The following is a 14171-nucleotide window of genomic DNA, read 5'->3' on the forward strand; positions in this document are numbered from 1 at the left end:
ATAGTTATGAATTATGAATGGTGAATTATGAGTTGTGAAAGCTGAACTATAAAAATAATAGCTATTTTTTTAAATTGTTTTTAGTTGAAATGATAATTGAAGCTATGATTTTTTTCAGTTCAATAATATCACGATTCAAAGAGTCATATTGCGATTCGTTCAAATATTCAGATCGAAACAATAATTCCAACCAATAGTCGCTTACATTGGCTTCTTTTTGTGCAATTGCAAGTTTATGAATAAAATCTAATTTACTTTCCGCATGTTCTGATTCTCTGACTAACGCCCCAACTGAGGTACCGCTGCGGAGTAGCTGTTTACTTAAAACAAATTCCTTCTTTTCAGTACATAAGAATTGATACAATTTCACGATTCGTAACGCAAAATCAAATGATTTTATTTTTATGGTATTACCTGACATAACTCATAATTCATAACTCATAATTGAAATATTACTCTCTCGTTTTATCGCTTATAATTCGATCTTCGTTATGAATGTCAGTTCGGTAATGTTCATCGTCACCCTCTAAAATTTTAAGGTAGCTGTTGTAGCGTGACCAAGCAATTTCATCTCGATCTAAGGCTTCTTTTATGGCACACTTAGGCTCTTCTTTATGCAAACAATTATTGAACTTGCATTGCTCTTTCAATTTAAAAAACTCGGGGAAATATCCACTAATTTCAGCCGGCTCCATATCTACCATCCCAAATCCTTTGATTCCGGGTGTGTCTATAATACTGGCGCCAAAAGATAAGTCATACATCTCTGCAAAAGTTGTGGTATGTTGCCCTTGTTTACTGGCGTCCGAAATGGTTTTGGTTTTCAAATGCAAGGCAGGTTCCATAGCATTTACCAATGTAGATTTTCCCACACCAGAATGTCCAGAGAACATGCTTACTTTTCCTATCATTAAGGCTTTTAATTCCTCAATTCCTTTCATTTCGGTTGAGGATGCGCGCAAACAAGTATATCCTATTTGCTGATACACATGCTGCATGTACAATTGTTCGTCTAAGGTCGCTTCGTCAAAAGTGTCGATTTTATTAAACACCAAAACCGTTTCTATTCCGTACGCCTCAGCAGTTACAAGAAATCGATCAATAAAATTAAAAGTTGTTGGCGGATTGTTCACAGTGATCAATAAAAAAACACGATCAATATTTGAAGCTATAATATGCATTTGATGCGATAAATTAACCGACTTGCGTACGATGTAATTTTTTCTTTCATGAATTTTAAAAATGGTACCCGTAACCGCATCTGATGTTTCCTCAAGCTCATAATCTACCACATCGCCTACTGCAATGGGATTGGTACTTTTTATTCCCTTAATCCGAAATTTCCCTTTCATACGGCATTCTATAAAATCACCTTGTTCAGATTTTACGGTGTACCAACTTCCTGTAGATTTATAAACGATTCCTGTCATAGGGCAAAGGTAAAATTTTGTTTCAAGTTTATCCCGACACTTCGAGATAAAATTTGGAGTTTTTTTGTATTATCCTAAAACAAAAATCCCAAAGCGAATAGTCTTGGGATTTTATTACATTATTGCTTATCAATTAAATATTGTCTTTCGTTAAGCATTCAACACCTTATCTTGATGGCTGATACTTTCTTGGTGAATAGCCTTGAATAATTTTAAAACAAACTCTTCTGAAAGTCCTTTGGTTTCTCCATCCAAAATCATTTTACCTAAAATTTCATTCCAACGGTTATTTTGCAAAACAGCTACGTTAGCCGCTTTTTTCACTAAACCAATTTCATCAGCTACTTTCATACGTTTGCCTAAAAGCTCTAGCAAAGTGGCATCTAAAACGTCAATATTAGCTCTTAGTTTTTTCATTTTCTGAGTAAAATCATCAGATACATCATCAATTTTTCGCACTTTCAAATCAATAAAAATTTGCTTCAACGCATCTGGTGTTACTTGCTGCGCCGCATCACTCCAAGCATTATCTGGATCAATATGCGTTTCAATAATCATTCCGTCATAATTCAAATCTAAAGCTTCTTGCGTAACCTCCAAAATCATTTTGCGATCACCTGTAATGTGCGAAGGATCTATAATTAATGGCAAATCAGGGAATTTATTTTGCAATTCAATAGCTATTTGCCATTCTGGAATGTTGCGGTATTTGGTTTTCTCATACGTCGAGAAACCTCTATGAATCACTCCTAATTTCTCAATTCCTGCATTGTACAAACGTTCTACTCCACCTAACCACAAAGATAAATCTGGATTTACAGGATTTTTCACCAAAACAATTTTCTTTGTTCCAGCCAATGCGTCTGCAATTTCCTGAACTGCAAAAGGGTTTACCGTTGTTCTAGCTCCTATCCACAACACATCAATGTCATATTCTAAAGCTAATTTTACATGAGCAGCATTCGCCACCTCAGTTCCCATTAGCAAACCTGTTTCTTCTTTAGCTTTCTTCAACCATTTCAAACCTATTTCGCCCACTCCTTCAAATCCTCCTGGACGCGTTCTTGGTTTCCAGATTCCTGCTCTAAAAACACTTACATCAGAATCCTTTAACTCATGTGCAATTTTCAACACTTGCTCTTCGGTTTCAGCACTACATGGCCCTGCTATTACTAATGGATGAGTCAAATTGAACGCCTCCAACCAATTTCTCATTTCTTTCTTATTTTCCATCTTTTCTAATTTTATTTTTTTGTATAGTTTTTTTATTTTTACTTATTTTTTATTTTTTTTTCCTGATCACTCAAAACTATGACTGAATACTAATAAATCCCTAATTATGTTTTGTCTATTTACTGTTAACTGTGACTGAAAACTGAAAACTGCAACTGAAAACTACTCACTTCCTCACATTCATCCCGTTCAATATTTCTTTTATCTTATTCACGCTTTCCATTTCATTGTAAATTGCCTCATAATCCTCATTCTCTAACAGTTCTTTAAATTTAGATAAATTCGAGATGTATTCATTCAAAGTTTTTACAACTTGTTTTCTATTTTGCTTAAAAATGGGTGTCCACATTGCGGGCGAACTTTTAGCAAGACGCACCGTACTTTCAAAACCAGAACCTGCCATATCAAAAATATCCTGCTCGTGTTTCTCCTTGTCAATTACTGTTTTTCCTAACATAAAAGCACTAATGTGGGACAAATGCGACACATACGCAATGTGCTTATCGTGTGATTTAGGATCCATATACCTAATGCGCATTCCCATTTCTTGAAACAAGGCCAAGGCGCGCTCTTGCAATTTGAAAGTCGTTTTCTCTACCTCACAAATAATGTTTGTTTTGCCTTGAAACAACCCTTTTATCGCTGCCGATGGTCCCGAAAATTCCGTTCCAGCAATAGGATGCGTGGCTATAAAATTTCTCCTTTTGGCGTGGTTGGCTATAGCTTCACAAATTGGCAATTTTGTTGAACCCACCTCAAAAACAACCGTTTGGTCTCCTATTGCTTCCAAAACTTGGGGCACAACCGTTAGCGCTACATCTACAGGAACCGAAACAATCACAAAATCAGCATGCATTAAATCTGTAAATGTTGCCATTTCATCAATAACACCCAATTCAATTGCCTGATCTAGATGTTTTTCATTGGTATCAATCCCATAAATCGTGGCGTGCGGATACAAACCTTTAATATCCAACACCATCGAACCACCTATCAAGCCTATGCCTATTACAAATACTTTCATTTTTTTATTTTTATCCGAAGCTTATCCTGCTATCCGTTGCAATCTTTCCTGCCGAACACCGGCAGCAAAGGATTTCCGCTGCTATCAGGGCTAGGGGATTTCGTTCTCGAGAACATTTATTTTCTTAAAAACGATCTTTATTTTTCAACTCTACGACGTGAAAAATCAATCAAGTCCTTACGAAAATCGACTGATTGCCTCTCTTATTTTTTCTTCTTCAACACACAAAGCAAACCGAATGTACCCTTCACCGTTACTCCCAAAAATAGTTCCCGGTGTAATAAAAATTGATTTCTCATGCAAGATTTTATCAATAAACGCCTCTGCTGATGTAACTCCCTCGGGTAATTTTGCCCAAACAAATAAACCAACACCTTCTTTATACACTTTACAACCCAGTTTTTCAGCAAGTTCCTCTGTTACAATTCGTCTTTTTTTATAGATCTCATTCATAGCATCAAACCAAGCTTTATCACTTTTTAAAGCTTCAACAGCTCCTTTTTGAATTCCGTAAAACATGCCGCTATCCATATTGCTTTTTACTTTCAAAACCGCATCAATAGCATTGGCGTTTCCTAACACCATTCCTACTCTCCAGCCCGCCATGTTAAAAGTTTTACTTAAAGAATTCAGTTCTAAAGCCACATCCTTTGCTCCTTCTACCTGCAATAAACTCATCGGATTGTCATTCAAAACAAAACTATATGGATTGTCGTTGACCAGTAAAATTTCATGTTTTGCAGCAAAAGCCACTAATTTTTCAAACAATTCTAAGCTCCCTCGAGATCCCGTGGGCATGTGCGGATACCCAATCCACATGATTTTCACTTTGCTTAAATCCAATTGTTCCAAAGCTTCAAAATCCGGCTCCCACTGGTTTCCTTCTTTTAAATCATAACATACTGGCACCGCTCCTACTAAATTGGTCACTGATGTATACGTTGGATAACCCGGATTCGGAATCAAAACGTGATCGCCTTCATTCAAAAAAGCTAGCGAAATGTGCATAATTCCCTCCTTGGAACCCATCAAAGGCAAAATTTCTTTTACAGGGTTGAGTGCTACACCATAATTTTTGGCATAAAAAGCAGCCATACCCTCGCGCAACTCCGGTAAACCTTGATAACTCTGGTATTGATGCGCATTTTCATCTTGCATCGCAGCTACAATTGCAGCTACAATTGCAGACGCCGGTTGTAAATCTGGACTCCCAATTCCCATATTAATGATGGGTTTTCCTTCGGCTACGAGTTGCCTTACTTCTCTCAATTTGGAGGAGAAATAGTACTCTTCAATGATATGGAGACGCTTTGCTGTGGTAATCATGTATAAATTTTTATATCTGTGTAATTTGGTAACTTGAGGCTATTTATATTTTAGTATTCTTGTACTCACCCAAGACTTTAAAGTATTCGGCCATAATATTCAATAATGATTTTGCTTTAGCATAATCTTCGTATTTCTCAAAAGTGACATCCACAAAAAAGGAATATTTCCAGGGTGTTTCAATTTTGGGCAAAGATTGAATCTTGGTTAAATTCAATTTGCAATCGCTCATCACGTTTAAAACTGCTGCTAAACTCCCGCGTTTGTGATCTAGTTCAAATTTTATCGATGCTCTGTTGATTTCACTTTCGGGAACAAATGAATTTTCTTTTTTGATAATCACAAAGCGCGTCATGTTGTTCTTAATCGTCTGGATTTCTGGCGCAATAATTTCCAAATCATACATTTCCGAAGCTGTTTTGCTTGCAATCGCCGCTATTCCTTTCAGTTGCTTTTCTTGAATTCTTCGTGCAGTTTCAGCGGTATCTTTGTCTTCAACCAATTTAATATTGGGATATTTTTTCAAGAAATCCATGCACTGCAACAATGCCATCGGATGCGAATGTACTTCAAGAATATCTTCTATTTTCTGACCTTTCAACGCCATTAAATTTTGATGAATACTCAAATAATGCTCTCCAATTATGTGTAAATTATTCTTGTCAATTAAGGCATAATTGGGAATAATAGGCCCTGCAATAGAGTTTTCAATAGCCATCACCGCTTGATCTGACTTACCTGATAACAAGCTATCTACCAATTCCTCAAAAGACAAACACTCGTCAAGAATAAATTCATGATTGAAATATTCTTGTGCCACTTGATGATGAAACGAGCCCATAATGCCTTGTATTCCTATAGTTGTATTCATTTTACACACTTTTAAGCAAAAAAAAATCCCGATTTGCATCGGGATTGTATATTTATAGTATCAATTTAATTTTTGAATTAAATAACCATGCAACAATCCCTTTCTACCTTCCAGAAGAAATAATAAGAGTTGCTAAAATAAAATCGGTTACTCAACATGTTGTTGTTTTTTTGTATTAATTACTTTGCGAATGTATACATAATTTTTAACTGCACCCAAAAAAAAGTTGATTTTATGACACAAAAAAGAGATTCGCTAAAAAGTTGGTTATTAATTATGTAATGTTTAAAAAAAAGCTTTAAAAATACCATTCATACAACAGCAATTCTTGTATTGTAAAGTACAAACAAGCCTCAGTTATCTTGCAACACACAATATTGAAAGTGATTTATAGTAGTGCTTTTTCAGAAAGCCATTTTTTTCCTTCGGCGATTCTTGCCACCAGCATTGCCGAAATTAAATCTCCATTAGCATTTAATAAAGTTGCCATTGGATCCACCAAAGTTCCAATAATCATTGCCGCTGGTAAGGCTTGTTCCATGGGGAAACCATAAACGGTTATCGCCAGGATTTCGCCTATGTAGCCACCATTAGGAATACCACCTTCAACAACAGAAACCACAACTGTAATTCCTAAAGCGGTAAGTATCGTAATTGGATCTGTAAAATCCTTTCCAAACATGGCAAAAATAACGGCTATCTTAATAATGGATGACATACTCGAACCATCTTTATGCAAAGGTGCGCCCAGTGGAATAACGACATTCCTAATGTGAGCAGGAATATTCATTTTTTCGGCACCATCAAGATTTGCTGGAATGGTAGCAATACTGCTGCACGTACCAATAGCTGTTAACGATGGTGTTATATTATTTTTCCAAAACACTTTAAACCCTAATTTTCCACCCGCCATGTAGGCATACAAACTAAAAAACACAATAAAGTAAAAAGCACAAACAGCATAGTAAAGCCCTAGCGGCTTGGCATAAGCACCAAACAGTTGCGGACCAAAAATACCCACCTGATAAGCAAAATAGGCACCTAAACCTACGGGTGCTGTTTGCATAATAATGTGTAGCAATTGTTTCATTACTTCGTTACCAGATCGTAAAAACCTAGTGAAATCATTGCCTTTTTCGCCAGATTGCAAGCTGGCAAAACCTACTAAAAAGGAAAAAAGAATGAGTGCCAGCATGTTTTTTCGGGACAACAATTCATAAAAATCACCCGCGGTGAGCAATTGCGTAATCTGAGAGCCAGTGCTATTTTCGGCTACAATTTCTAGCGGAATTTTAGAAATGATAATATCTTGATTGATTGGAAAAATCAAAACTCCTGCCACCATAAGGATTGCAGAAACCAAGACCGTAAATAAAAAGACTCCAATTACGATTAAGAATAACTTTCCTAGTTTTTCGGTTTTTTCTAAAGTAGCAATTGATGCCGATATGGTAAAAAACACTAACGGAATAATGGCCGTAAACAACAAATTTAGAAAAATGTCTCCCAAAGGTTTCAAAACCTCCACCTCTTTACCAAAAACCAATCCTAATACACTTCCTGCAAGGATACCCCCAAGAAGTAGCATAATACTTTTGTAATTTTTCACGAAACCTCCTGATCCTATGTCTTTCATGTGTCTTTTGAACTATTTTTAGTAAATATAGAAATCTAAATGATAGCGGTGCAATCACAATGCTTCTTTTTCATCATTTCGAATAGAAGTGCTCGCAACTATTCGTGAAAAAATTATTCGTGAATTAGTAGGCAATCGAACAACAAATCCATTCATTTTCTGTTTACTTTTGCAACAAATAATTCATCATGTCAATAGCAGTAAATAATATTTCCAAAAGCTACGGTGCTCAAAAAGCATTAGATAACATTTCATTTTCAATTAACAAAGGAGAAATTGTTGGTTTTTTAGGTCCAAATGGAGCTGGAAAATCGACTTTGATGAAAATTTTAACTACCTACATTACCGCTGATGAAGGAACTGCCGCGGTAAACGGGCAGGATGTAAACACCAATCCAAAAGCCGTACAACTTTCTATTGGGTACTTGCCAGAACACAATCCATTGTATTTGGATTTGTATGTTCGTGAATATTTAGCCTTTAACGCCGATGTGTACAAAGTTGCCAAATCTAGAATCGAAGAGGTAATTCAACTGACTGGTTTAAGTACCGAAAGCCACAAAAAAATAGGCCAACTCTCTAAAGGGTACCGCCAGCGTGTAGGTTTAGCAAATGCGCTACTTCACAATCCTGATGTTTTAATCCTGGATGAACCTACAACTGGTTTAGATCCAAACCAGTTGATGGAGATTAGAAACGTAATTAAAAACGTGGGAAAAGACAAAACTGTTTTTCTTTCAACACACATTATGCAAGAGGTTGAGGCTATTTGTGATCGTGTGATCATCATCAACAATGGAAAAATTGTTACCGATAAAAAACTGGATAACTTAATTTCTGAAGATAAGGAACAAGTCATTGAAGTGGAATTTGATTTTCAAGTCGAAGAACAATTGATTTCTAAAATTGAAAATCTGGTTTCGTATGTGAACGTTCACGATATGATGTGGGAACTGACTTTTAAATCAGATAAAGACATGCGTTCTGTTGTCTTTGATTTTGCTCAAAACAATGGTTTGAAAACCTTACAACTCAATCAAAAGAATAAAAATTTAGAAGCAGTGTTTAGAGAGATTACGAAATAGTTAGCAGTGTTCCGTTTTTAGTGTTAAGATATATTTCGAATAAAAAATAAACTCTTTTTAATCATCTAAAAAAAGCTTCCAGCCTTCAAGAGGCTGGAAGCTTTTAAACTATAAAGAATAAATTGCTAAAAAAGCTGACTCGCTATTTGACGGATATTTTCAGATTTTCCCATAGAGTAATAATGCAAAACAGGAACTCCAGCAGCCTTTAGTTCACGGGATTGCTGAATAGCCCATTCAATTCCCACTTGTTTTACATCTGCATTTGTTTTGCATTTATCTACTGCATCAATTAAATCTTCTGGCAAATCAATTCGGAATATTTGCGGTAAAATTTGCAAATGTCTTTTTACCGCCAATGGCTTGATGCCAGGAATAATAGGTACTGTAATTCCCATTTCTCTGGCTTTGGACACAAATTCAAAATATTTGGCATTGTCAAAAAACATTTGTGTTACCACATAATCAGCACCCGCATCAACTTTTTCTTTCAAACGTTTTAAATCAGATAAAAGAGATGGAGATTCCAAATGTTTTTCAGGATATCCAGCCACACCAATACAAAAGTCAGCCTTATTGTCAACATGCATCACTTCATGCAAATACTTGCCTTCGTTCAACAATTTGATTTGCTGCACTAGATCAATAGCAAAGTTATTTCCACCCGCTTTTGGAACAAAGGATTGTTCGTCCTTCATAGCATCACCGCGCAACGCCATTACATTATTGATTCCCAGATAATGACAATCTACTAGTAAATACTCTGTTTCTTCCTTGGTAAAACCGCCACACAAAACATGAGGAACGGTATCTACATTGTATTTATGGGTTATCGAAGCGCAAATTCCAAGGGTTCCTGGTCGCATTCTCGTTAGCTTTTTATCCAATAAACCATTGCCTTTATCCACATAAATAAACTCCTCGCGTGAGGTAGTTACATCAATAAATGGCGGTTTGAACTCCATCAAAGGGTCAATGTTGTCATACAATTCTTGAATACTTTTCCCTTTTTGAGGCGGAATAATTTCAAATGAAAACAAAGTTTCTCCTTTGGCTTTTTCTATATGTTGTGTTACTTTCATTTTATTTTTTGTTTCATGTTCCAAGTTTAAAGTTTAAAGTTCTCCCAAGTAACTTGAAACCTTAAACTTGAAACAAAATTCCTAATCGGCAATATTCGGGTTCAACCATTTCATGGCTACATCAGTAGAAACATTTCTTCTTTTGGCGTAGTCAATTACTTGATCTTCTTTAATTTTTCCGAGTCCAAAATACTTGCTTTCTGGATTCCCAAAGTAATAACCAGATACTGATGAAGCCGGCCACATGGCCATACTTTCGGTTAAGGTTACTCCAATTTCTTCTGCAACATTTAATAACTTCCAAATCGTGGGTTTCTCTAAATGATCCGGACAAGCTGGATATCCTGGCGCTGGTCGAATCCCTTTGTACACCTCATCAATCATATCTTCGGTGGATAAATTCTCATCAGCGGCATAACCCCAGATTTCTTTACGGATTTTTTCGTGTAGATATTCAGCAAAAGCTTCTGCAAAACGATCAGCCAGTGCTTTCACCATGATCGAATTATAATCATCTAAATCCTTTTCAAATTCAGCCGCCCATTCGTCTACTCCAAAACCAGTAGTCACGCAAAATGCTCCCATATAATCCACTTTTCCGCTATCTTTTGGGGCAATAAAATCAGACAAAGCGATGTTTGGCGCTCCTTTGGTTTTTTGAGATTGTTGGCGCAAAGTCAAAAAGAGCCCCCTAACCCCCAAAGGGGGAACTATCTCCTTTGTAGACAACTCCTTGCTGATTTTTTCAATTGTTTCATGTAAATTATTCAATACCTCTTTATTAGTGTATCTAACAACTTTAAAACCCTTAGATTCCAACCATATAGTTCTCTCTTTATCATGTTCAATTTGTTCGGGATAATTATGAATAGATCCATCTACTTCAATAACTAGCTTTTTTTCCAAACACACAAAATCAACTATATATTCCCCTATTACATGTTGCCTTCTAAATTTATACCCTTCTACTCCTCTATTAGATAAAACATTCCATAGCATTTTCTCAGCTTCTGCTGATTTGTTTCTCATCTCTTTAGCGCGTTCTTTTAAAACATCATACAAAATAGGATTTGCTGTTTCCCAAGTTTGTTTTGCTGTTTCGAGAGTAGCTCCCCCTTCGGGGGCGGGGGGGGCTTCGTATAGTTCAATATCATCATCATTAATTTGATTCGCAGGAAAAATGCCGTAAATACCTTTGGCAGTCAATTTTTTCTCCTCTAAAATAACTTTCAGCATCGCTTGTGCATCAGCAAAAACCGAAGTCGCTTGTTCGCCCACTACCTCATCAGTTAAAATAGCTGGATATTTCCCAAACAATTCCCAAGTTCTGAAAAACGGTGTCCAATCGATATAAGGCACCAAAGTTTCTAACTCAACTTCTACGATTTGCTTGCCAATTACTTTAGGTTTCACGGGCGTGAAATTATCCCAATCCAATTGCAATTTATTTTTACGGGCTTGCTCAATGGTCAAGAAATTCTTGTCGCGGGAACGATTCAAAAACGTTTCTCTAAACGCATCGTATTCTGCACGAATATCACTGGCATATATTTTTCGGTTGTGATCCAATAAATTACCCGCTACCGTTACCGCTCTCGAGGCATCGTTCACGTGAATTACCGTTTGGCTGTATTGAGGAGCAATTTTCACGGCCGTATGCGCACGCGAAGTTGTTGCACCACCAATCATTACTGGAATTTTCAGTCCTCTTTTATCCAATTCCTTAGCGAGATACACCATTTCGTCAAGCGATGGCGTAATCAATCCGCTCAATCCAATAATATCTACATCGTGTTCAATAGCTGCAGCAATGATTTTTTCTGGAGGCACCATTACACCTAGATCTACGATCTCATAGTTGTTACAAGCCAGTACAACCGAAACTATATTTTTTCCAATATCATGAACATCTCCTTTTACGGTCGCCATCAGGATTTTTCCGTTCCCAGATTTATCCCCAACTTGCTTTGCCGCTTCAATAAACGGCAAAAGATAAGCTACTGCTTTTTTCATTACACGTGCCGATTTCACCACTTGTGGCAAAAACATTTTACCCGAACCAAACAAATCACCCACGACATTCATTCCCGTCATCAAGTTGATTTCGATTACTTCAATGGGTTTTGTTGCGGCTTGTCGCGCTTCTTCAACATCTTCTTCTATAAACGCATCCACTCCTTTTACTAATGAGTGCGTGATTCTTTCTTGAACCGTTCCAGAACGCCATTCTAATACCGCCTTTTCATTTGTTTTAGATCCATCGCCTTTTACATTCTCAGCAAAATCGAGCAAACGTTCAGTCGCATCGTCGCGTCTGTCCAGAATCACATCTTCAACATGTTCCAATAAATCTTTCGGAATCTCATCATAAATCGACAACATTTCTGGGTTTACAATCCCCATTGTCATTCCGTTTTGAATGGCGTGGTACAAGAAAACCGAGTGCATCGCCTCACGAACCGTATCATTTCCTCTGAACGAAAACGAAACGTTACTCACCCCACCGCTGATATGTGCATGCGGTAAATTTTCGCGAACCCACTTGGTTCCTCTAAAGAAATCCAACGCATTCAAGCGGTGCTCTTCCATACCTGTTGCTACTGGGAAAATATTCAAATCGAAGATGATGTCTTGTGGCGGAAATCCAATTCCCACCAAAATATCATACGAACGCTGACAAATTTCAACACGCCTTTCGTAATTATCCGCCTGACCCACTTCGTCAAAAGCCATCACAATCACCGCCGCTCCGTAACGCTTTATCAATTTAGCATGATGTACAAAAGCTTCCTCGCCTTCTTTCAACGAAATCGAATTCACAACACATTTCCCTTGTACAACTTTCAAACCGGACTCAATGATTTCCCATTTTGAACTGTCAATCATAATCGGAACTCGCGAAATATCCGGTTCAGCCGCAATCAAATTCAGGAATTTTGTCATCGCATATGCGCCATCAAGCATTCCTTCATCCATATTGATATCGATGATTTGTGCACCGCCTTCTACTTGCTGGCGCGCAATATCAAGCGCCTCATCGTATTTTTCTTCCTTAATCAATCGAAGAAATTTTCGCGAACCTGTCACATTGGTTCGTTCCCCTACATTCACAAATACACTTTCGGGCGTAATGATTAAGGGCTCCAATCCTGATAATACTAGGTTTCTTCTTTTTTCTGCCATTTCTTTATTTTCAGTTACTCCGTTACTAAGACACTTAGACTGAGTTTTTATTTTTTTATTTATTGCAAAGTTTTCGAAACCTTACCATTTTATTTTAATTCTTTTTTGGGCGTGTCCCTCCAAAAAAAGTCGGGTCGGGCTATTCGTTCTATCTTTTGTTCCGCTATCGCTTCACAAAAGGATGCCACTGCTATCCCTCACGCGGGCGTTGTGCTATTCAACCCATTTTTATTTCAATGAAACGATTCCATTTTTCTAATTGATAACGGAATGAATTTTCCTCTTACATCCCAACGGATTAAAATCCGTTGCTATAAAATAAGTCGTTCCTACGGAACTTTTATGCTGCGAGCGGGACGCTCGCGGTAGCTGGGTTAACTAGCAGATATAATTCATTTATATTTTTCTTGAATTGATTTACAATTACTATTCAAACCAGGATAAATACTTTCTTCTGAAATTCCTAACCATCTTAATTCTTTTTTAATTTCATTTTTCTTGCATCCATCAATAACTATACTTCTCAAAAACATATCCTTATTAGAGTTATTTAGCAAACCATTAATTTCATTTCCAAAAATTGTAAAGCAAGATTTTTGTGCTTTCATTCTTTCGTCAAACAGATACGGATAAATTGCTAATGGAAAAGCCTTTTTATTTGATTCAAAATCCATTTCTAAATATTTCCTGCAAAATTCATCTATAACCAATTTTCCATCTTCATATAAATCTTCTTTTTTTGAACTTTGTGGAAAATAAATCATAGTCGAATTAATACTTGTATAATTACTATATGTTGTTTGGTTCAATTTGTGAGGATCTAAAACCCATATTTTAAAATCATCTTTATTATTATCATCTTTAACTGCAAAATATATTGCAACTAATGCACTTTCGGTCCAATCTAATAAACGGGTTCTTAATCCATAATGCTGCATTAAAAAATAATTATTCCAGCTATTATTTTCAATTCTGTTTTGATTTAAAAACATCATTGAATTTCTTAAAAACTCTGCTTTTAAATTATTTTCAACGTCTTTTGTATTCCTAAATATATCATTATAATCTTCTTCATCAACCCGACCTACACACCTATAAGCATTAGGGAGTAATGGAGTAAAAGGTACTAAATCAATTTTATTTTTTAAAGATTCTCTATTTTCTAAAGGAGTAAAATCTTTTTCAGCTCTAAACCAAAAATTCTGTATACCGCCAATATTATTAAATGAACTAAATTGATATTTAATTAATTCAATTATTTCTGAAAGGCTTTCAGCTTTTTTATCCATTTTACTTTAATA

The 14171-nt window shown here is 36.3% G+C and carries 11 protein-coding genes; 1 reads left to right on the plus strand and 10 read right to left on the minus strand.

From position 1 onward, the window contains the following. Positions 1–61: 61 nt before the first annotated feature. The 7 genes from AC061E_RS03020 to AC061E_RS03050 all read right to left on the minus strand — a co-directional run bounded on the left by AC061E_RS03020 (position 62) and on the right by AC061E_RS03050 (position 7520). Positions 62–421, minus strand: coding sequence for a four helix bundle protein (locus AC061E_RS03020; protein ID WP_478284935.1), 360 nt, complete (start codon positions 419–421; stop codon positions 62–64). 31 nt (positions 422–452) lie between these two features. Then, positions 453–1430, minus strand: coding sequence for a ribosome small subunit-dependent GTPase A (gene rsgA / locus AC061E_RS03025; RefSeq protein ID WP_478284936.1), 978 nt, complete (start codon positions 1428–1430; stop codon positions 453–455). Positions 1431–1580: 150 nt separating this feature from the next. After that, a complete protein-coding gene (locus AC061E_RS03030; protein ID WP_478284937.1) occupies positions 1581–2663 on the minus strand; it encodes a chorismate mutase in 1083 nt (360 codons plus the stop codon). Between the two features lie 166 nt (positions 2664–2829). After that, complete coding sequence (locus AC061E_RS03035) at positions 2830–3687, minus strand: prephenate dehydrogenase (protein ID WP_478284938.1); 858 nt, start codon at positions 3685–3687, stop codon at positions 2830–2832. A gap of 177 nt (positions 3688–3864) precedes the next feature. Continuing rightward, positions 3865–5013, minus strand: a complete 1149-nt coding sequence (locus tag AC061E_RS03040; RefSeq protein ID WP_478284939.1) for an aminotransferase class I/II-fold pyridoxal phosphate-dependent enzyme — start codon at positions 5011–5013, stop codon at positions 3865–3867. A gap of 43 nt (positions 5014–5056) precedes the next feature. Further along, positions 5057–5884 carry a prephenate dehydratase gene (locus tag AC061E_RS03045; protein WP_478284940.1) on the minus strand — a complete coding sequence of 276 codons (828 nt, stop codon included), beginning with the start codon at positions 5882–5884 and terminating at the stop codon, positions 5057–5059. Positions 5885–6272: 388 nt separating this feature from the next. Beyond that, complete coding sequence (locus tag AC061E_RS03050; protein ID WP_478284941.1) at positions 6273–7520, minus strand: dicarboxylate/amino acid:cation symporter; 1248 nt, start codon at positions 7518–7520, stop codon at positions 6273–6275. 188 nt (positions 7521–7708) lie between these two features. Between AC061E_RS03050 and gldA the strand changes: the two genes are divergently transcribed. Beyond that, positions 7709–8605, plus strand: a complete 897-nt coding sequence (gene gldA / locus AC061E_RS03055) for a gliding motility-associated ABC transporter ATP-binding subunit GldA (protein WP_478284942.1) — start codon at positions 7709–7711, stop codon at positions 8603–8605. A gap of 125 nt (positions 8606–8730) precedes the next feature. Here gldA and metF read toward each other — a convergent pair whose 3' ends face one another. From metF to AC061E_RS03070, 3 genes are all read right to left on the minus strand, one after another. Continuing rightward, complete coding sequence (gene metF, locus AC061E_RS03060; protein ID WP_478284943.1) at positions 8731–9687, minus strand: methylenetetrahydrofolate reductase [NAD(P)H]; 957 nt, start codon at positions 9685–9687, stop codon at positions 8731–8733. A gap of 81 nt (positions 9688–9768) precedes the next feature. Beyond that, on the minus strand, positions 9769–12870 hold the full coding sequence (locus AC061E_RS03065; protein ID WP_478284944.1) for a vitamin B12 dependent-methionine synthase activation domain-containing protein: 3102 nt from the start codon (positions 12868–12870) through the stop codon (positions 9769–9771). Positions 12871–13262: 392 nt separating this feature from the next. Further along, positions 13263–14159, minus strand: coding sequence for an FRG domain-containing protein (locus AC061E_RS03070; protein WP_478284945.1), 897 nt, complete (start codon positions 14157–14159; stop codon positions 13263–13265). Positions 14160–14171 lie beyond the last annotated feature (12 nt).

The sequence above is a fragment of the Flavobacterium sp. GNP011 genome (assembly GCF_056428925.1).

Coding starts and splice junctions, on each gene's coding strand:
- gldA (WP_478284942.1), top strand. CDS start 7,709: ATGTCAATAGCAGTAAATAATATTTCCAAAAGCTACGGTGCTCAAAAA.
- AC061E_RS03070 (WP_478284945.1), bottom strand. CDS start 14,159: ATGGATAAAAAAGCTGAAAGCCTTTCAGAAATAATTGAATTAATTAAA.
- AC061E_RS03020 (WP_478284935.1), bottom strand. CDS start 421: ATGTCAGGTAATACCATAAAAATAAAATCATTTGATTTTGCGTTACGA.
- rsgA (WP_478284936.1), bottom strand. CDS start 1,430: ATGACAGGAATCGTTTATAAATCTACAGGAAGTTGGTACACCGTAAAA.
- AC061E_RS03035 (WP_478284938.1), bottom strand. CDS start 3,687: ATGAAAGTATTTGTAATAGGCATAGGCTTGATAGGTGGTTCGATGGTG.
- AC061E_RS03065 (WP_478284944.1), bottom strand. CDS start 12,870: ATGGCAGAAAAAAGAAGAAACCTAGTATTATCAGGATTGGAGCCCTTA.
- AC061E_RS03040 (WP_478284939.1), bottom strand. CDS start 5,013: ATGATTACCACAGCAAAGCGTCTCCATATCATTGAAGAGTACTATTTC.
- metF (WP_478284943.1), bottom strand. CDS start 9,687: ATGAAAGTAACACAACATATAGAAAAAGCCAAAGGAGAAACTTTGTTT.
- AC061E_RS03050 (WP_478284941.1), bottom strand. CDS start 7,520: ATGAAAGACATAGGATCAGGAGGTTTCGTGAAAAATTACAAAAGTATT.
- AC061E_RS03030 (WP_478284937.1), bottom strand. CDS start 2,663: ATGGAAAATAAGAAAGAAATGAGAAATTGGTTGGAGGCGTTCAATTTG.
- AC061E_RS03045 (WP_478284940.1), bottom strand. CDS start 5,884: ATGAATACAACTATAGGAATACAAGGCATTATGGGCTCGTTTCATCAT.